This is a genomic window from Neorhizobium sp. T7_12, from assembly GCF_002968535.1.
Classification (GTDB): Bacteria; Pseudomonadota; Alphaproteobacteria; order Rhizobiales; family Rhizobiaceae; genus Neorhizobium; species Neorhizobium tomejilense.
In genome coordinates this window covers 45,207-63,697 of sequence record NZ_PVBK01000018.1, presented here as the reverse complement: position 1 = coordinate 63,697, position 18,491 = coordinate 45,207, and the positions used below count along the sequence as shown (strand labels likewise).

Below are 18,491 nucleotides of genomic sequence, written 5' to 3'. Positions count from 1 at the left end.
TCAGATCAGCGCCCGAATGAGCCCGCGCGTCGAGCGGGTCCCGGCGCCCAGACGATAGGCAAGCGCCTTTCGGGCGCGATCTCTGGGAAGCAGACTGATGGCCGTGAAAAACAGTGTCATGGAAACCTTCATCCGCAGCGGGTTTTTGTCCCGCCACAACCGCCCCACAAGCCCAGACAGGCTGGCGAAGGAAATCCGTTCGTCCTCCGCCACCGCAAGATAAAAGCGCCGCTCACGGTAGAAATAGGCATGCTCGGTGGACACGAGACCGGACCGATGGCCATAGTCTGGCAGGATCCGGCGTAGATGCTCCGTCCTGGCGACGAATCTCTGAAGATCCCGATGCAAAGCTTGTGTATTCAATTCGTCACCGAAGCCGGAATCGTTGCGGTCATGGACCCGGTAAAGACCGAGCGGCTGCGCCAGGCTCACCACGTCGCCGATGAACGGAGCCGCGAACAGAATAATGCCATCGACAGCCCTGTCATAGTCTGCGTCCTTCAGGAGCTCGCACACGTCGCGTCTGAAAACATTGCCCGAGGTCGGAGGGGTCGCGTAGACACCGGTACGCAAGACCCGGCCCGCCAGTTCACGCCCTCTGAACGCCTGGAGTTCGGGTATCGGGCCGCTGATGACATTGCCGTCGCCATCGATCCGCTTCAACGGAAACTGAAGTTTCGCAACGCCGTCGTCCAGGTGGGCGAGGATCATCTCCAATGCCTGCGGAAGAAGCTCATCATCGGCATCCAGAAATAGGACGAAGGGTGCCTGTGTCTGCTCGAGGCCAAAAAGACAGGCCCTGCGCTGACCGCCATTTGTAAGCCGAAACGCACGCACCCCCAGCTCGCGGATCACCTCCCACGAACCATCGGTTGAGCCGTCGTCGATCACGAGGATCTGGCACTGCCGGCACTTTTGCGAGAGGACGCTTTCAACCGCGCGCCTGATGAATTGCGAATAGTTGAAGCAGGTGATGATGATCGCGAGCTTGCAGATACTGCCCTCCGGATCATCCGTGGATTGTTCAGATCCGAGGGAATCCTGCGCCTGTGGAGGTGTTTGCGGGGAAGCCATGGGGTCTGCGGTCATGACCTGACCCTGTTGACTACGGTGCCGATCACCGGCGCGCCGGCGCGCCGCAGCTGGTTGTGAACGTCCTTCACCTCCTCAATTGTCGTGCGTCCGCTCTTTGCGACGATCAAGACAGCATCGGCATGAAATGCCAGCGCCAGCGCATCCAGGGATGTATCAAGGGCCGGAAGATCGAAGATGACATCTCCCTTCAATCGAGCCGATTCCAGAATCCGCAAGACGCTGGGATGGCGGAAATCCGCAAAAATATCGATATGCGGGTCTGTCGAGTGGATCGGCAGAGTGGCAATGCCATCGAGATTGCCGAACGACAGCTGATCCGCCTTCAGTCCTGAGATTGCCACGTCGGCCAGGGAGGTTGAGGAACTGGATGTTTCTTCGACCAAGGACGGCAGCCCCGAATAGAAGAACGTCACATGGTGGCCGCTTCGGCTCAGAAGCTGCGCCATGCTGAGAGACAGGGTTGAAACGCCGGTCGCAGCCGTTGCCCCGATGAATGCAATCACGATGTTTCTTTCCCGCCGTTGCGATGCGCAGGCGACATCGACGGAGGTTTTCAAGTCGCGAATGACGCTGGCGTATCGTTGGAGCGCGGGGCTATCGAAACGCCACCCGATGCCTGCCGTCTTGCCGGTGTCCGGAACCGTTGCCAGGCACGGAATGCCGGTTTCCTGCGAGAGTTCCTTCGTATCGCGCACCCGTCGATCAAAGGCCACGTTGATGGCTATGGTCGACATACCAATCAGAAACCCCAGCAGCCCACCTAATGCGGCGATCAGTGCCTTGCGCGGGCCGGAGGGATCGAGTGGCGGAAGTGCGGCGCCGATGATCCGAGCATCGGCATCCGGTGTGGCCAGCACGGGTAACGTGCCGTTCCTCATTGCCTCCCGGGCAGCGTTGACCTGGGTAGCCAGCGAGTCCAGTCGTCCCTGCAGCGTGTCCGTGCCAGCTCGTGCCATCTGCTCTTTTGAGGCAATCGATTGGAGGATGTATCCCGACGCCATGGCGTTTGCGACACGGGCAGGAAGGTTCTGATTATATGACCAGAATTCGATTTCGACGACGTAGGATTGCCCCACTCGCCGTGCGCTCAGCCGTTTGATGAAATTCGCGAAGGCAATGCGGCGGGCGTTTTCTAAGGGATCCGCGGTCGGATCCAGAGCATCCTCGGCCCGCCTTGATGTCTTGCCAAGCGTCGTCAACCCGTTGTCCACGAGCGTCGACATCGTGTCCTGCACCTGAACCGCCAGCCCGCTGAATTCCTTCGGCGGCCGGGGACCGAGTTCGGCGTCACCTTGAAGGACAAGGCTGTCGAAGACGGCGGATAGAAGCCGCTCCGAACGGATGATCTGCAATTCGCTTTCGGCGCTGTTCAGGTCCAGGTTCTGTTGCCCGCTGATGTCGCGGTCGGAGGAAGCAAATTGCCGCGGCTCCAGCAGAAGCGTTGCCGTGGCATTGTACACCTTGGGGAGAGCGGCCGCATAAAGAAAGGCGAGCAGAAACCCCGCCGCCGTGCACGCGACGAGTCGTATCTTGTTACGCCACGCAAGCGCGATCATCAGGCGCAGCAGCGCGAGAGGACCTTCCCCGGGATCGCCTGGCGGTGTGCGATCCACGCGCCACATACGGGAAGCTTCCTCCAGAGGACCAGGCCTGTTGAAAGTCATTTGGCCTTCCCTCCTGCTCGCAGCGGACGAGCGCTGAAGACCGGCAACCGAGCAGCACGCTCAGGCTCCAGGCGTCCCCGCAGAACATCCGCAAAACCTATGAGATTGCCTTTGACCCTCCCGCGACGATCGATAAACGGTTCCGCCCATAACAGCCGGCCGAAATTGCTGGCGATGTTGCGCAGAACCTGGTCGGCAACCTGCGCAAGCGTCATGGTGCCCTTGCGCATCATGTAGAGCGGGTTGACGATCTGAGAATATCCCAGCCGTTCACCGCTCACGCGGCCGCTCTTGACGCCCATATGTATGCCGCAGGCCTCGTCCGATTTGACGAAGCGTCCACCCTGCTTGGCAAGCGCGGCCGCGAAATCACGATCCTCCAGCCAGCCGTACAGGACCAGCCGTTCGTCGAACCTTGCGTCGCCGATGGCGGACATGCGGAAAGCCATGTTGCAGCCATAGGGACTGTAGGGTTCATGCCACCTCGAGCGAGGGGATGGCGCACGATCCAGAAGGCGAAGGGCCTCATCGAAGGGGATACCGGGGCCTTTGATTCCGTCGGCGATGACGTGCCCCGTCAACCCAACGAGGCGGATTTCATCGCGAAACGCGCAGACGGCGGATGCCAGCCAATTTGCGTGGGCGACGAAATCATCGTCGAAAAAGACGACCACGTCCGTTCCGGCAGGCAGGTTGGCGAGCGCTCTGTTGCGTTGGGCTGCAAGGCCGGCCTTTCCCGTGACGATCGTCACCTTGGGATCGGAAACCAGATCGCCGACGTCGGACGCATCCACGCAGGACACCACCAACGTATCCGGCCGAACCGTCTGGGTTGCGAGAAGATGGCGTACCGTCGCACTGATGACGGCCGGGCGACCGCGGGTGGCGATGACCACCGCCAGGCTAAGTTCCGTCGACCTTGGCGATTTATGCGGAACAAGGCCTTTCGCGGGGTTCTGAAGCAGTTCCCGATAACCCGCTGCGGTGTTCGTCCAGGAGAAGTTGCGCACCTGCTTCAAGCCCCGACCGCGCAGCTCGCCTTTGAGCAGATCGGACCCCTTCAGGGCTGCGATATGCCTGATCCACTCCTCCGGCTGGAAGGGAGAAGCCATCAGCGCCGCCGCACCGCATACTTCAGGCATGCTGGCGCAATCGGACGCCACGACGGGGCAACCCAGGGCCATGGCTTCGACAACGGGCAGCCCGAAACCCTCGGTGATGGAGGGGAACGCCAGACAGAGTGCATGCTTCAGGAAATAGGCTAGATCGTCGTCCGACACCCGCCCCACGAGAAGGAGGTTGGGCCGTTTTTCGAGAAGGTCAGAGGCAAAAATACCGGCACTTCCGCCGGCGACGACGATGTCGATATCCAGCTCGTCAAGAGCCGCTGCAGCCTTCATCAGCAAGCCAAGGTTCTTGTGCTGGGCACGAGAGGCAAGCGCCAGAACGAATTGGCGGCCTCTTGCGTCTATGGCACTGACCACTTGCGGCGCAACCTTCGCCAGCCCGGCGTCCCACTCGAGAGCGTGTTCATGGCCATTGGGAAGGACAGCAATGTCCTCCTGCCGGATAGGCAGGTAGCGGGCGAGTTGCCGGGCCGATGCGTGAGAGACGGTGGCGATGCGGGCGGAACGTCGAACCAGGAGCGGATGCAGCCGGGAGTAGGCCATACGGAAGGCGCGGCTATAACTTTCGGGGGCGGCAAAAATGTTGGCGTCATGGATGCAGACGATCTGATCCTTCTTGAGAACGGGTGCCGAATTGCAAAGATTGAGCAGCGGCCCACGGCAAGTTTGGGCAAGAACGGTCTGCTCCCACGCGTGCCCGCCGAAATCACCGGCGGTGACCAGCGGAAGTCGGGCAAAACCCGGGTCCGGCGTGCCGACGGGCGCGATTATCGGCAAGCGCTCACCATGACCGAAGGTGCGGTCGAGAGCCTTGACGACATTCATCGCATAGCGTTGGACGCCGGTCGCATCTTGCGTCAGGAACCGCCCGTTGATGGCGCAGTGCTCGATTGAGCTCACGACTGCCCCCCATCATCGTTCGCGCGGAAAGGAGGGGTAATGTGCGGGTACCAAGGGCGATGGACGAGGCGGCCCCGCTCATCTGCCAATTTTTCGGTTTGCGAAAAACAAGACCGCGGCGACAAGCAGATGGCGGTCTCTTTTTGCTGAAAGTTTCTGCTGACGATCTCAAAGCTGGCTTGCAAGATGTACTGATCCTCAAAGCTATTGCATTGCGTCTGCCGTATTGCGCCCGCTCCCGCAGAACGTCCGCCGTTTCTTAACCGCCCCCCGCGGGGGCGGGTTCAATAATCAATAGCTGCCGTGCGCGCGCAGGACCGCCGGGACGGTCTTGGCCATGATGACGATATCCCCCCAGATGCTTTGTTCCCGGACATAGCGCATGTCGAGTTCGACACGTGCGTTGTAGCTGATGTCGTTGCGGCCGCTGATCTGCCAAAGCCCAGTCAGGCCCGGCCGAACCCGGATGTAATCCACGAAGTGGCGACCATAGAACTCCGCCTCGCTCGGTACGATCGGGCGAGGGCCGACGATGCTCATTTGTCCCAGTATGACATTCAGGAGCTGTGGTATCTCATCGGCGCTGCTCTTGCGCAGCAAGGCGCCGAGCGGCGTAATCCTGGGGTCGGTCTTCAGTTTGCGCGTGGCGGCCCATTCCGCCCTCTCCGACGGATTGGCGGAGAGATGCCGAAGCAGAGCTTCATCGGCATTGGGGACCATTGTCCTGAACTTGAGACAAGGGAACATCACCCCATTCTTGCCGATCCGGCGGTGCCCAACGAAGATCGGGCGGCCCTGGACGGCATAAAGCAGGGCGATCAGCATCACGATCATCGGCATGAGAACGATAAGGGCAATAAGAGAAATGACCGTGTCGAGAGCCCGTTTCAGATAGACCGAGAGGCCATGGGACGCTTCGTTTCCGATCCTCGGGAAAGCAAATTGTTCGGGTGCCTGAAGATGCGTGCCGTTCATCGCATTCAAATTACCACTGACATTCATGTCATTCATCTGCTGGCTCCGTACTCTAGATAAAAGACGAAAGGGTATGGGCAGACAATCTATAGCGGCATCCACACCCACGTTAGCGCCTGGTATTTCATTTGACAATACTTTTATTGCGGCGCACTATTTAGGCATCATGGAATGTATCGGCACTATTTACCGATATATGTGCGAGTTAAACTGCACATTCCGGGGTAGATAATCATATCTACTTCTTTCGATCTAGAACGTGGGTCAAATTGCTGCAATGGCTGACGAATTTGGCTGTTGTTCGGTCATGGGGAGACTTCATGCGGGTGGCAATCGTCCATTACTGGCTGGTCGGAATGCGGGGCGGGGAAAAGGTCCTGGAGGCGCTCTGCCGGATTTATCCGGGCGCCGATATCTATACCCATGTGTATGATCCCACTGTAATTTCAGCGGAAATCCGGAAGCATCGCATCCAAACGACCTTCATCGATTCCTTGCCCTACGCGAAGCGGATGTACAAAAAATATCTGCCGCTGATGCCCATGGCTTTGGAGCAGCTGGACCTCAGCGGGTATGACCTCGTCATTAGTAGCGAGTCGGGTCCTTCAAAAGGAGTAATACCTACCTCGCCGGCCATCCATATTTGTTACTGTCATTCACCCATGCGATACATTTGGAACATGTATAATAAGTACTATGAAACCTCCGGCAGGTTGACGCGGATGATGATGCCGCCGCTGGCGCATTATTTGCGGACCTGGGATGTCGCGACGGCCAGCCGTGTCGATGAATTCATCGCCAATTCCACGACGGTGGCGCAGCGGGTGAAAAGCTATTACCGCAGAGATGCGCTCATCATCCATCCGCCCGTCGATACCCAGGCTTTTCGACCGGTCGCTACCGGCGACCTCGAGGATTATTATCTGATGGCTGGGGAACTGGTGAGCTACAAACGCCCGGATCTCGCCGTGGAAGCTTTCAACCGGATGAAGGCGAAGCTGGTGGTCATCGGCGGCGGCGAAATGCTGGCGCGCCTGCGCAAGATCGCCGGGCCGACCGTGACGATCATGGGTGCCCAGCCATTCGATGTCCTTCAGCACCACTACGCACGCTGCAGGGCACTCGTATTTCCGGGCGAGGAAGATTTCGGCATCGTGCCCGTTGAAGCGATGGCAAGCGGGCGCCCTGTCATCGCCTATGGACGGGGTGGAGCGACGGAAACCGTCATCGCCGGCAAGACCGGTGTATTTTTCCCCATCCAATCGATCGAGGCCGTCATCGATGCCGTGGAGCGTCTCGATAAAATGGATCTCAACCCCGCCGACGCCGTGGCGCGGGCGCAGGATTTCAGGACGTCGGTTTTCATCGATAAATTCAGGTCCTACGCCAATCATCTGACCGGGCAGGGGCCGATCTGGGATGACGTGCGAATAGCTTAAGCCAATTGGAGAAACAGGAGTGACCGGATGCAGCGACTGAGCTTCTTGCAGCGCCCGTTTGCGATGTATGTCAGGCCATCGTCCGCGCCAGCCTCGCGGCTGTGCTACCTGGCCAAGTTTCTCCTGATGCTGATGGCCTGGTTTGCGCTTCTTTCTCCGGGCATTCCGGCAGGTGCGGCCGACTATACGCTCGGGCCGCAGGACGTCCTTAAAATTCGCGTTTTCGAATGGCGGCCGAATGCCGGAGTGGCGTTCGAATGGGTGCCGTTGACAGGTGAATTCGCCGTTTCCGCGGCAGGTACGTTATCGCTTCCGATCATCGGCACTGTTTCGGTCGCCGGCAAGACGCTGGATGACGTATCAGGCTTGATCGGGGAGCAGCTTCAGAAACAGGTCGGTCTGCAGAAGCGGCCCAATGCTTCCGTGGAGGTCTCGGTCTACCGGCCATTCTTCGTCACCGGCTTGGTGTCCAAGCCGGGGAAATATGGCTATGTGCCTGGCCTGACGGTGATCCAGGCAATCAGCATGGCTGGCGGGCTCGGGCAGGGAGATCCCGAAATGCTCGCTCTCCAGCGCGATGCGCTGGTCAGTCACGGGGACCTCGGCCAACTGGAGTTCGAACATTATGGCCTTCTGGCGCGTCAAGCGCGTGTCGAGGCGCTTCTGGCTGGCGCGACCACGATCTCGTTCCCGCAGGATCTGACATCGCAAGCCTCCCGACCGGCGTTGGCGCGCGTGATGCAGGATGAGCAGGCATTGTTTCAGACCCGGCTGCACCTGATGAACACGGAACTCGAAAGACTTGGTCAGGCCAAGATTCTGGCCAAGAACCAGCTCGAAACCCTGCGGCTCAAGGAAAGCTCGCTCGCCAGGCAGACCGAAATGGCTGCAAAGGATCTGAGCGCCGTCAACAAGATGGTGTCCCAGGGGCTGACGGTATCGTCTCGGCAGCTGGGCGCAAACCAAAGCCTCGCGGATCTCGAAAGCCGCAGCCTGGATGTCTCGCTTGCAATTCTCAAGACGCAGCAGGATCTCGCCAAACTCGATCAGGAAATGGGCGATTTTCGCCAGAAATACAGAGGTGACGCGCTTACCGAGGCCGTGGACCTGCGGGATCGGCTGGCGGCCAATTACGAAAAGGCGAAAACGGCGCGTGCGCTTCTGGCAAACATCGAATTGCGGGCTCCCGCCGCCCTTGCCGCTCTGGAAGCCGACGGCGAGCCAGCGTTTGTCATCAAGGTCAATCGGACAATCAATGGAGCGATGCGGACCCTGGTTGTCAGTGACAATGACGAGGTGGGTCCGGGCGATGTCGTGCGGGTGGAAAGACGAGCAAGGGATATTCGGCGGAAGAATTTCTAAACCGCAGCCGGATCCGACAGCACAAAATAGCCATCCGGCTGGGAGCCGGAAGCCCGCCGATTCCCGCTTGCTAGGAACATTCAGCACATGTTAGAATAAAATTCTCAAATACCGGAGACGAAACTGGTCAAAGGACGCTGATGACTTGGGTCTTGGTCATTGCATTCATCATCGGCTTGCTTTGCGCAGCCCGGTTGCCAATTTTGATCTTCACGCTTTTCGTTCTGGCAGTCGTCATCGTTTTGGCGACGACCGCAATTGTTCTCGATTATTCGATATCCGATGCGCTGACCTGGGCGTTCCTGATGGCGGTGGCGCTTGAGGCGGGTTGTGTCGCCATGAATGGAATCTTTTATCTGCTCTATGTCCGGAGGCGGGTAAACGAGCGAGAACAATCCTCGCTGGGCGCGAATTCGAAATACTCCGGAGAATGAGAAGCTCAAGGCCGATCGATGGCACTGATCTTGAACCAGACGGGTCAATGTCGAGGCCACCCGATAACTTGCGCCAGCCTGCGAGCGTGAGAGTATTGCCGCCTTCTGTTATGCGAGCACCGTTTCGGTTTACGGGAGTGGACGAAAGCGCCTGCCGCCGCTCTCCAGAAGAGTGACGTGCAGGTTTGTATTCGACAATTCCTGCACAAGCGTGGTGCCGGCTGGCCCGACCCGACAATGCAGATGTCGCAGGATGGCAACTGAAGTACAGTTCCTCCAAAGGCCACAGTTAACTCGATGACGGGCGCCCAGAAAACCGTTGCGGTTGCATCGACATTGTCGCAATGTTATTGCTATATATGTCAAATAATTCTTGCGCTCTTCCAGTTTTTACTTAAAGATATTGCGATGATGATGTAGGTCTTCTACGTAAGATCAATCTTACTATACCAGGTCTTCGGGAAAATTCAAAGAGGTTAGGTATATGCAAATAGCAACCATGCCCTACTCCGAAAGACTTAGCCCCCCTACACCTTTGAAGATCCTCTATGTCCAACCGGGTACGAGCGCTTTCGCCGGTATCGAGAGGGTCGTGGATACGATCTGCTCCGGTCTGATGGATCGGTATGGAAGCGACTTCGAGGTGGACGTTCTCTACACATCGGTTCACAAAAATCGCCCGACGGAGGGCAGGAATTACACCATTATCGACCGCGTGGCTTCGAGCCGGATCGAACTGATGCGCAACTTCCGGGAAGTCATTGCGAGCAAGGATTACGACCTGATCGTCGTGCCGCAGATCGAGCCGACGGTGATCTGCATGGCCTCCTGCATCGGCATCCGGCGCCGGTTTGCCGTCCATCTTCATGGCAACCCCAAGCGGGAGCGCAGCCATATCAAGGCCAAGATACTCTTCCTGTTGATGAAGACGTTTTTTCTTCCGAAGATCGCTTCGGTTTTCGGAACTTCTCCGCGGCAGCTCACTGCATTCAACGCGATGTTCAAGAGCAAGCGCCCGCATTACTGGGTGCCGAACCCCGTGCGAAAGTTTGACCTTTCCGATGCCGACCGGGCGCGCGTCGACGATAATGTCACCTTCATCAATGTCGGTCGCTTTTCCTTCCAAAAGGGCCAGGACATTCTTTTGGCCGCATTTTCCGAGCTGCGGAAAAAACGCAGCAATGTCCTGCTGAAAATCGTCGGTTATGGCGACGGGGAGGCGGCCTTGCGGGCAGAGATCGACCGCCGGGGCCTCACGGACGTAGTAAGCCTGGAGCACCATCCCGATAATCCTCAGCCCGCGCTGGTGGCAAGTGACGTCTATGTCTCCACGTCCCGATGGGAGGGGTGGTCGCTGGCGATCTGTGAAGCGTTGCGGTTTGGTCTGCCCGTCATTGCGACCGATTGCGAATTCGGCCCAAGCGATATCCTCGTCGACAGCAGGCTCGGCCTGCTCGTGCCGGTAGATCGAAGCGAAGAGCTCGTGAACGCGATGATTTATTATTGCGACAATCTGCGCGCCGAGCAGGCCCATGCCAGCTTCCGGCAGGAGTTCATTGACTGTTACAGCCCGGAGCGGGTGCTTGAGGTGCATGCCAAGGCGTTGCGGAGTGCGGCAGCGGCATAGATCTCTGCGGGTCAGCCTGAATGAAACGACGTGAGGTGGATCATGACGACTTTATTGTCCCGCCGCTCATTCGCGGTCGGCGCCTTGGCCTCGGCAGGCCTCGCCGGCGGTCTCGTTTGGAGATCGAAGGCATCCGAGCGCCTGGAGGACCCGACCAGCGGGCGAGCCCTGATATTCGAGGACAATTTCACTAGGCTCGATTGGTCGACCTGGAACGCCGGTCCGAAGCCGACGACCTCCGAGCCGGGCTTTTACGGCCGTTCGGCCTTCGCGAGAGACAGCGGCGAAGAGGGTTTCAATCCCTATGCGATTGTCGACGACCCGAACGCGAGCGATGGCAAGGCGTTGGAAGTGGCTGCAAAGCACATTGGACAGCCGATGAAGGTCCCCCATTATTACGGCAATAACCTCGCCGAGTTTCAATGGATATCGGGCAATATTCAGACGGCCAAGCGCGATGGCACGATCCTGAAAGGTTGGCGGCGCGGTTATTTCGAGGCGCGGATGCTGTTTCCAAGACACCCGTTGAGCTGGCCGGCTTTCTGGATGATGAATGGACGCAGCATCCTGCGTCCTCAAACGAGCATCGAGATCGACGTCGTCGAGCACAAGGGCTGGGAACCCACGCTCTACGGGGCCTATCTGCACGAATGGGGGCAACCCGGCGAGCACAGTGAAGGAACCGGCGTGCCCACGCCGATCGATATGACCGCCGGTTATTGCCGATACGGGGTGCTGGTCACCGACACCGAATGCACGATCTATTTCGAACGGCAGCCCATCATTGATACCAGGACCGGAATGCCGGCGGTCTGGACGATCAACCGCTCCGCACAACTCGATGCCGAGCAGGATGTATTCTGGCCGGTCCTCACGCTTGCCCTGCGTTCGGATGTCCCTTATCCGCAGCCACTCTTGCCCGCGGACACGCTCACACGTATGCGGGTCGATTATTTCCGGGTGTATGCCTGACGGACAAGCTTGAGGCGGCCAATCAACTCACCTTCACGGTCACGTAGCGGGTCGGCGAAACAGTCACCGGTTCGTGCTCCGGCTCGGCGCTCGAAAGGCCGGCCAGGATAAAGAACACAAGGCCGAGATCGACGGTCGGCCCCGCAACCATGGCGCCGATCATCAGGCAGGCGCAGCCGTTGCGCGCGGCAAGCCGGACATCCGAGGTGAAGGTGCGTCGCATCCCGCGCCGTTTCGAGAATGCCGAGATCGCAAAGAGCGAAAACATGATCGTTCCGGGTATCCCCACATTGGAGAGCAGGGCGAACAGGAAGCTTGATGTGCGGGAGGTGCCAAGGCCAACTCCGAGACCGTAGGAATCGAGAAAGTTCTGGTATCCATAGGTGTTCCAGGAACTGCGTTCGACCGCGGAATGCGACGTGGACTTGCTAAAGATGAGCAGGTCAAAATAGTCGTAGAGCTGCCGGAAAAGTGCATCGTTGATGGCAATCACCAATGCGATGAGGCAAATCAGCGGCGGCGCAAACAGCAGGATCGCTGAACTGTTCCGGGCTCCGGACTGTCCGCCACAGCGGAAGACGGCTGTGATATACAAGATCACGAAGCAAAGCGGCAAAGCCAATAGGCCTGCCGACGACGTAGACCGTATCACCAGAAGGGTCGTGACAAGAAAAAGTGCGCCGCTGCATCTCAGGTTGCGCCCGCAGAGCCACAGCGTGCCGGTAAACCCGACGGCGGCGAGGCTGATGCCGGCGAATGCCGACGCCTCCGGCCATGAGCCGACGATACGCTTGACACCGGCTACGACGTCATCATCGTGAAATGTGTATTGGGCATTGCGGATGTAGAGAAAGAGGTCTTGAGCCCCAGTGCCATAGGTCGCGATGTCGAGCAGAGCAAAGAAGGCATTCGCGCCGGCGAACACCAGCACCCCGACGATGATCGCCCTGAAGCCGGCCATGGTGGATCCGATCGCCAGGATCAGGACATAGGTGAGAAGATCTGCGGAAACGTAGACCGCCTGGGTAAAATTGCTGGAGACCGGCCCCAAAGGCACGGTGCTGCCGGTGGATGGATATTCGGAAGCGCCGAGCGGGATGATGTCCGTCATGCGGGCAAGCAGGCGCGGCGCGAAAAAACCCAACGCAGTTCCGTAGATCAGCAGACAGGCCAGCCAGAACCCGGGATTAGGGAAGGACAGTGCCTTCAGCGCGATGCTGAACTTGTCTCGATAGGTCAGGACGCTAAGGGCAAGGAATGCGAGAAAGAGGTGTGCCGGCTGGATGTTTGCGGAACCCGCCAGGATCGCGGCTGCAGCACCGAAAACGGAAAGGCCGATGAACACGACGATGCTCGCATGGTATCCCGCGAACAGACAGTAGAGCCCCAGAACGAGCGTAAATATTCCGATAGGCTCCAAACTCATGCGCGATACCTGTCGTTGCCGGCGCCCATCAGCCAATTGGTCCGGTATTTGATGCCGGCAAAGGAGATCGCGGGCCGATGGCAGCGGGAGCCGAACCGGCCGTTTCGGCGCCTTGCTCCGTCCTCCCCCGTGTTTCGGCAATGAAAGTCGGCGGGTTCCGCTTGGCCCCAGGCTTGGTACGGGCATCGGGGCGCACTTGCGTGAAGATCGCCTTCCACCTCCTCAGGACCGGATCGAGATAGGCGCCCTGTAGATCTTCCATCTTGATCCTTTTCACTCGTTCCGTGGAGCCGAACGTGCTTCACATCAGGACGCATTGGGGACTGTGTATGGTCGCTATGGGCCGCAAGACATGGAACGCGAGCCGAACGACCTGTTCGAAGGCACGCGCTCCATCCGTCCCAAGGCTCGAGCCTTCGCCGTGCTTCGCAAGTTACGACAAAACCCAAGGTCGGTCGTTTTCCGAGCCGAGCCCTAGGTTATCTCCGTATCGCAAGTGGATCGTATCGCTTTGAGCCGTTGTGGCAACAGCATCAAAAGGTTTAGGAAGAATCGACGTTCGTCGCACCCAAATCGTTAAGAGTCCTCCGAGAGTGAGGACTGCTTTGGCCGGGGCGAGACGATCTACGATCCCTGGCCGGCTACCTGCTTAACTTTCTGAAGCCGATGCCGCAGTGGTTAAACGTGCAGTTTGGTCCGTCGCGCTGACCTAGTTCGGAACCGCGGCTGAGCAAAGGCAGATATGGAAGATGTCCCCGAACCCGCGTCCGGCAGATCAAAACCTCTGCGGGGCCGCGCCCTCGATCATCTCCAATGCCAGCCTGACGTCATCTTCGGCGTCCTTCGGCAACGGCAAGATCGGACGCGGCGGCTGGACGTGCGCCAGACCCAGGAGGTCGGCAATGGCGAACATAACGCGGAAGCTGCCGTAGCGCTTGAACAAGGTCCAGAGCGGCTCGAAAGCCTTGTTCAACCGCGCGGTCTCGACAATGTCGCCGGCCCGCGCAGCACGCGTCAGGGCAAGCGCTGGGCCCGGCAGCAGACCTGCCGCAACGCTGTACCAGGTGTCACATCCGGCAAGCAAGGCATCGGCCGCCCCCCAATCGCCACTGTACCCGATCGTGAACCTGTCAGGGATGACCTGTCGCAGGCGGGCGAGTTCACCGGCGTAATCGCCACCTGCTGCCAGAGGCATTTTCACGGCGACCACGTTGGACACCGCCGACAGCCGGGCGATCAACGCATCGCTGAACGTGAAGCGCGTGGTGCTGGGATTGTTGTAGATGCATAAAGGCAATTCCCCGGCCTCGGCCACAGCGACGAAGTGCTGAAAGACTTCGTCCTCGTTCAGGGGAACGTATGACATGGGCGCCAGGAGCAGGCCGTCGGCGCCGGCGGCTTTGGCGTCGCGCGCCAAAGCCTGAGCTTCGTCGGTGCGCAATGCTCCTACACCCACCACAAGAGGCGTCTTGCCGCCAATACATTCAACGGCAACCGCGACTGTACGCCTGCGCTCTTCCTTCGTGAGGTATGCATAGCCACCCGTGCTGCCGAGCAGCCCTATGGAATCTGCACCCGCGTGATGGATACGCTCGAGAAAACGGGCCAGCGCCTCGGCGTCGACGCGCCCTTCAGCATCGGTCGGGGTCAGGGGGAACGCAGACAGGCCATTGAACAAAGTCATGATCCAACCTTTTTAAACTAAATACGAGAGAGCAGCATGCGCAGCCCCGCGAACGCAAAGAACAGCGACAGCAGGCTTTCGATCCAGCGGCGGCAGCGGCGGTACAGAGCCACCATCGGCGCTGTGGAGAAGACAATGGCGTAGCCACAGAAGATCGCGACGCTCAAGACGGCGCAGCCACCCAATATAGCGGCGATGCTTTCCCACGAAGAACTCGGGCCGATGCCCAACGTGACCAGCGCGATCCATGCAAGCACGGATTTCGGGTTCGCCAGATGCATCAAGAGGCCCCGCCGGTAGAGCGCGGCTCGAGAAAGAGCAACTTCATCCGCCGACACGCGCGCCGCCAGCTTCTCGTTCGACATCAGCGCCGAACGTCCGGCCTTGATGGCGAGGAACAGCAGATACAAACCCCCGAAAATCTGGAGAACGATCAGGGCGTGAGCGTACCTGGCCAACAAGGCGGAGATGCCCGTCGAGGCCATCAGGCCCCAGAAGATCGAGCCGCTGACAACGCCGGAAGCAAGCATGAGCGCAGCGCCTCTGCCGCGCGCCATCGCCACGCCCATGATGCGCATGTTGCTCGGGCCGGGGCTACCAGCGGCGATGACATATGCTGCATAGACTACGAACAACTGATGCAGGTCGGAATCCATTCCTTGAAGCCCTTTAAACCTTATCCAGCATCGAAAGATGCAATTCCTACCGGTGACGATTGTCTTGACTGCAAGCGACCTATTGCAGTTCATTGGCACAAACTAAACTGCCAGTTTTGGAGATTTTCATTGGTCCAGTACAGACAAGGATCTCGCAGGACCGGAGCGACCCGCCGTATCTATCAATCCCTGCTCAAGCAGATCGAGGCTGGCGTCTATGGTGTCGGTGACGCTCTACCTTCAAGCCGGTCGCTTGCGGAAGAACTGGGTGTTTCGAGGACGACGGTGACCGCCGCATTCGACCAGCTTGTTTCGGAGGGGTATGTCCGGGTGCAGCAGGGACGGAAAGCTTTGGTTGCCTCAGCAGGTCGGCTGAGCCAGGTTGATCCGCCCGACTGTTCGGCGATCCCCGCTCGCCGGCTTTCCGCCTATGCAACTCGTGCGATGGCTCTGCCGCCGAACAGCATCGCCGGGAGGCTGCCGCTCAAATTCGATTTCCGCTACGGCGATATCGCGGCAGAGGACTTTCCCAAGGCCCCCTGGCGAAAAGCGCTGAATACCGCCTTCCTCAGGCATCGCGACAGATTGGGATACGATGATCCAGCAGGAAGCCGATCCTTACGGGAGGCATTGCAGGGCTATGTCTGGCGCTCGAGGGGCATCAGCTGCGATCTCACCCAGATCATCGTTGTCAACGGATCGCAGCAGGCGCTGGACCTCTGCGCTCGGGTTCTTGTCAATCCCGGCGACCGTATCGTGGTCGAAGACCCGTGCTACGCCATGGCCAAGAACGTGATGCATGCCGTCGGAGCAAACATCGTTGCCGTACCTTGTGGCGCTCAGGGCATAGATACCACGAAGCTTCCCGAGGTTGGCGACATCGCAGTCGCCTATGTGACGCCGAGCCACCAGTTTCCGCTGGGAGGAGTCTTACCCGCTGCGCATCGCCAAGCCTTGATGGAGTGGTCCATGTCGGCGAGGGCTTATGTCATCGAGGACGACTACGACAGCGAGTATCGGTACGATGTCAGCCCCATTCCGCCTCTCTATCTCTCTGGGCAAGGGCGCGTCATCTATGTCGGAACGGTCTCAAAAACCCTGTCGCCGACGCTCAGGCTCGGCTACGTCATACTTCCGTATCCACTCGTCGAGGCCTTCATCGAATGCAAGCGGATTGCCGATCGGCACACATCCACGTTCGAGCAGGAGGCTCTCGCCGCGCTGATCGAGACCGGTGCCTACGAGCGGCATGTCCGCAAAATGCGCAGGCTTAACGCAGAGCGACGCGCCGTATTCTTGGCGTCGATGACCAGCGCTTTTGTGGACGACATCGAGATTGTCGGCACGACTGCGGGGCTTCACGTCGTCGTGTGGTTCAACACCATTTCCGGCCGACAAGAGGCGCGTTTCGCGGATATTGCTCGAAGCCACGACATTGGTATCTATCCCATCGCTCGCCTGTTCTCATCGCCGACCGATGAGCGGGCCGGATATATCTTTGGCTATGCCTCCATGTCCGTCGATCAACTCGCCAAAGGAGTGGAAAAGTTGCATCGCGCATACCTCGGCTTCATCGGCGAAGAGGTCCCTCCAGGCGGGAGCGGGAGCCAAAACGGCAAGTCTTCGAGCGCCAAATAGTTTTCACTGGCGGTTACGTGATGCATCCGCTGTTTCTGTGACTTCGAGAAGGAACGTCTTCCGGTAGAGGGTCGAGTTCCGGATCTGCGCAGATGACAGCGGACGTCGGCGCTATTTCCTAAATCCCTGACCCGTCGAACTGTTGTGTGTCGCGGCCTTCCCAGGGTGAGGGCAGCGAAAGGCGATTGAGGCTGGCCGAAGGCATCGGCATCCAACACTTCAGTTCCGGCTCGGCGTATTCGATGATGTGGCCGGGCGAGGAATCAGAGGCGCGCCAGCCTTCTCCACCGAACTGATCGCCATTCGACCAGTACGCGAGGTCAACTTCTGCCGGCCCCTGTTCGGACGGCCGGATGGTGACCAAAATCCGGCTACCGTCCTTCGGCGCGCTTGCCATATGGCGCCAGCGATCTTTCTCGTCCATCGTTTTTCCTCCTGCCTTGCTGCAGGTTGAACTGTCGCCTCGCTATCGAAAACGGTCAACTCAAACTTTGCAAAACCACCCTCCGTTGGTCTGATCACGGCGGCGGTGGGCTTTCCCTCGATGACAATGGTCATGTCTATCCCATGCGCTCGGAGGCATAGGAACCCGGACTTGCCGGGAAGACGACGGTGTGATTGCCGTTGACGAAGGTGCGGTGGTCCGCGACCATTGCGGCGCTTGCGAAAATTGTGGACCTGTCAGCGAACTTCCGACTTCCACCACAGTTTGCGATAGGTAAGTGATGGATGAGTAGAAACCGCGCGTCTAGCAGGATCTCAGGTGAAGCCGTACCGAATGATCGTCATCGGGAACAAGAACATCGTTTCTTCCGAAATTCGCGATGCCTGGAAACAAGCAGGGATCGGGTTGCGAGGCCCCGTCTTGCCGTCGGCTTTCGAAATGGGTCTCGTGCGGGCCGCCCATGGCGTGCTGATCGATGCCACGGAGGATGCCAATTTCATGTTTCGGATATCCGAGCAGCTTGAAGCGGCTTCGGTTCCCTTTGTCTTCGTGGTCCGCGAAGAGCGACTTCTCGGACATAAGGGCCCTTACGTGCTCGGAGTTCGGCCCGAAGACATCAAAGACATTGTCGAAGAGCTGCTTCAGCAATACGACAGCGGTGTCCGGCACTAGGATCGGTTTCGTTCGGTCGACGAATGTGCCGCGAAATTCTTTAGCATCAGCCTGAACAGCTGGAGGCGAATAGCCTGGCTCGTTTGCCCCAGGGGAAGTTGAAGTTTCGCCTCTATGATCGTTCGATCGGCAAGTGCACCGGCTTCCCTGTCGGAGCGGACGAAACGACGCGCCATACGGTGAACCCAGGGAATGAGATCGTCCACCCGAGGGTTCACGTCTTCCTGGCTATCGGGACCTGGCGTACCTGGGACGACAGTCATTTGTAGCTCCCTCCTTACGCCAGATAATCCAGCAGGCTGTCGTGTCGTTCCGGTACGCTAGCGGACAGTCGAAGTGCTGGCCGCTCGGTGCATCCGGTGCCTGATGCGCCTG

Annotated in this window: 15 protein-coding genes; 7 read left to right on the top strand and 8 right to left on the bottom strand. The window is 59.0% G+C overall.

The features are described from left to right. From C5J26_RS26550 to C5J26_RS26535, 4 genes are all read right to left on the bottom strand, one after another. Nucleotides 1-1,089: a glycosyltransferase family 2 protein gene (locus C5J26_RS26550; RefSeq protein WP_245441282.1), complete on the bottom strand. Its 1,089-nt coding sequence runs from the start codon at nt 1,087-1,089 to the stop codon at nt 1-3. Further along, nucleotides 1,086-2,759 carry a Wzz/FepE/Etk N-terminal domain-containing protein gene (locus tag C5J26_RS26545; RefSeq protein WP_105404491.1) on the bottom strand — a complete coding sequence of 558 codons (1,674 nt, stop codon included), beginning with the start codon at nt 2,757-2,759 and terminating at the stop codon, nt 1,086-1,088. Before C5J26_RS26545 ends, C5J26_RS26550 begins: the two co-directional genes overlap by 4 nt. Further along, on the bottom strand, nt 2,756-4,786 hold the full coding sequence (locus C5J26_RS26540) for a glycosyltransferase family 1 protein (protein WP_245441281.1): 2,031 nt from the start codon (nt 4,784-4,786) through the stop codon (nt 2,756-2,758). Before C5J26_RS26540 ends, C5J26_RS26545 begins: the two co-directional genes overlap by 4 nt. A 291-nt stretch (nt 4,787-5,077) precedes the next feature. Further along, nucleotides 5,078-5,797, bottom strand: a complete 720-nt coding sequence (locus C5J26_RS26535; RefSeq protein WP_105404490.1) for a sugar transferase — start codon at nt 5,795-5,797, stop codon at nt 5,078-5,080. A 320-nt stretch (nt 5,798-6,117) separates the two neighbouring features. Between C5J26_RS26535 and C5J26_RS26530 the strand changes: the two genes are divergently transcribed. The 5 genes from C5J26_RS26530 to C5J26_RS26510 all read left to right on the top strand — a co-directional run bounded on the left by C5J26_RS26530 (nt 6,118) and on the right by C5J26_RS26510 (nt 11,595). Further along, the gene (locus C5J26_RS26530; RefSeq protein WP_105404534.1) at nt 6,118-7,200 is read left to right on the top strand and encodes a glycosyltransferase; all 1,083 of its coding nucleotides are present in this window, start codon (nt 6,118-6,120) and stop codon (nt 7,198-7,200) included. Nucleotides 7,201-7,227: 27 nt separating this feature from the next. Beyond that, entirely contained in the window at nt 7,228-8,562 is a 1,335-nt protein-coding gene (locus C5J26_RS26525; protein ID WP_245441280.1) for a polysaccharide biosynthesis/export family protein, read from the top strand. 152 nt (nt 8,563-8,714) lie between these two features. Next, complete coding sequence (locus C5J26_RS26520) at nt 8,715-8,996, top strand: hypothetical protein (RefSeq protein ID WP_172746097.1); 282 nt, start codon at nt 8,715-8,717, stop codon at nt 8,994-8,996. 484 nt (nt 8,997-9,480) lie between these two features. Then, nucleotides 9,481-10,623, top strand: a complete 1,143-nt coding sequence (locus C5J26_RS26515; protein ID WP_105404488.1) for a glycosyltransferase — start codon at nt 9,481-9,483, stop codon at nt 10,621-10,623. Nucleotides 10,624-10,665: 42 nt separating this feature from the next. Continuing rightward, nucleotides 10,666-11,595: a family 16 glycosylhydrolase gene (locus C5J26_RS26510; RefSeq protein WP_105404487.1), complete on the top strand. Its 930-nt coding sequence runs from the start codon at nt 10,666-10,668 to the stop codon at nt 11,593-11,595. Nucleotides 11,596-11,617: 22 nt separating this feature from the next. Here C5J26_RS26510 and C5J26_RS26505 read toward each other — a convergent pair whose 3' ends face one another. From C5J26_RS26505 to C5J26_RS26495, 3 genes are all read right to left on the bottom strand, one after another. Beyond that, nucleotides 11,618-13,021: a hypothetical protein gene (locus C5J26_RS26505; RefSeq protein ID WP_105404486.1), complete on the bottom strand. Its 1,404-nt coding sequence runs from the start codon at nt 13,019-13,021 to the stop codon at nt 11,618-11,620. A 775-nt stretch (nt 13,022-13,796) separates the two neighbouring features. Continuing rightward, nucleotides 13,797-14,705: a dihydrodipicolinate synthase family protein gene (locus C5J26_RS26500; protein ID WP_105404485.1), complete on the bottom strand. Its 909-nt coding sequence runs from the start codon at nt 14,703-14,705 to the stop codon at nt 13,797-13,799. A gap of 17 nt (nt 14,706-14,722) precedes the next feature. Continuing rightward, entirely contained in the window at nt 14,723-15,361 is a 639-nt protein-coding gene (locus tag C5J26_RS26495) for a LysE family translocator (protein ID WP_105404484.1), read from the bottom strand. Between the two features lie 129 nt (nt 15,362-15,490). On the opposite strand from C5J26_RS26495, the gene C5J26_RS26490 reads away from it, so the two are divergent. Next, nucleotides 15,491-16,999, top strand: a complete 1,509-nt coding sequence (locus C5J26_RS26490; RefSeq protein WP_105404483.1) for a PLP-dependent aminotransferase family protein — start codon at nt 15,491-15,493, stop codon at nt 16,997-16,999. Between the two features lie 118 nt (nt 17,000-17,117). On the opposite strand, the gene C5J26_RS26485 is transcribed toward C5J26_RS26490, so the two are convergent. Further along, nucleotides 17,118-17,423: a hypothetical protein gene (locus C5J26_RS26485; protein WP_046634960.1), complete on the bottom strand. Its 306-nt coding sequence runs from the start codon at nt 17,421-17,423 to the stop codon at nt 17,118-17,120. Between the two features lie 339 nt (nt 17,424-17,762). On the opposite strand from C5J26_RS26485, the gene C5J26_RS26480 reads away from it, so the two are divergent. Further along, on the top strand, nt 17,763-18,116 hold the full coding sequence (locus C5J26_RS26480) for a hypothetical protein (protein ID WP_172746093.1): 354 nt from the start codon (nt 17,763-17,765) through the stop codon (nt 18,114-18,116). Nucleotides 18,117-18,491 lie beyond the last annotated feature (375 nt).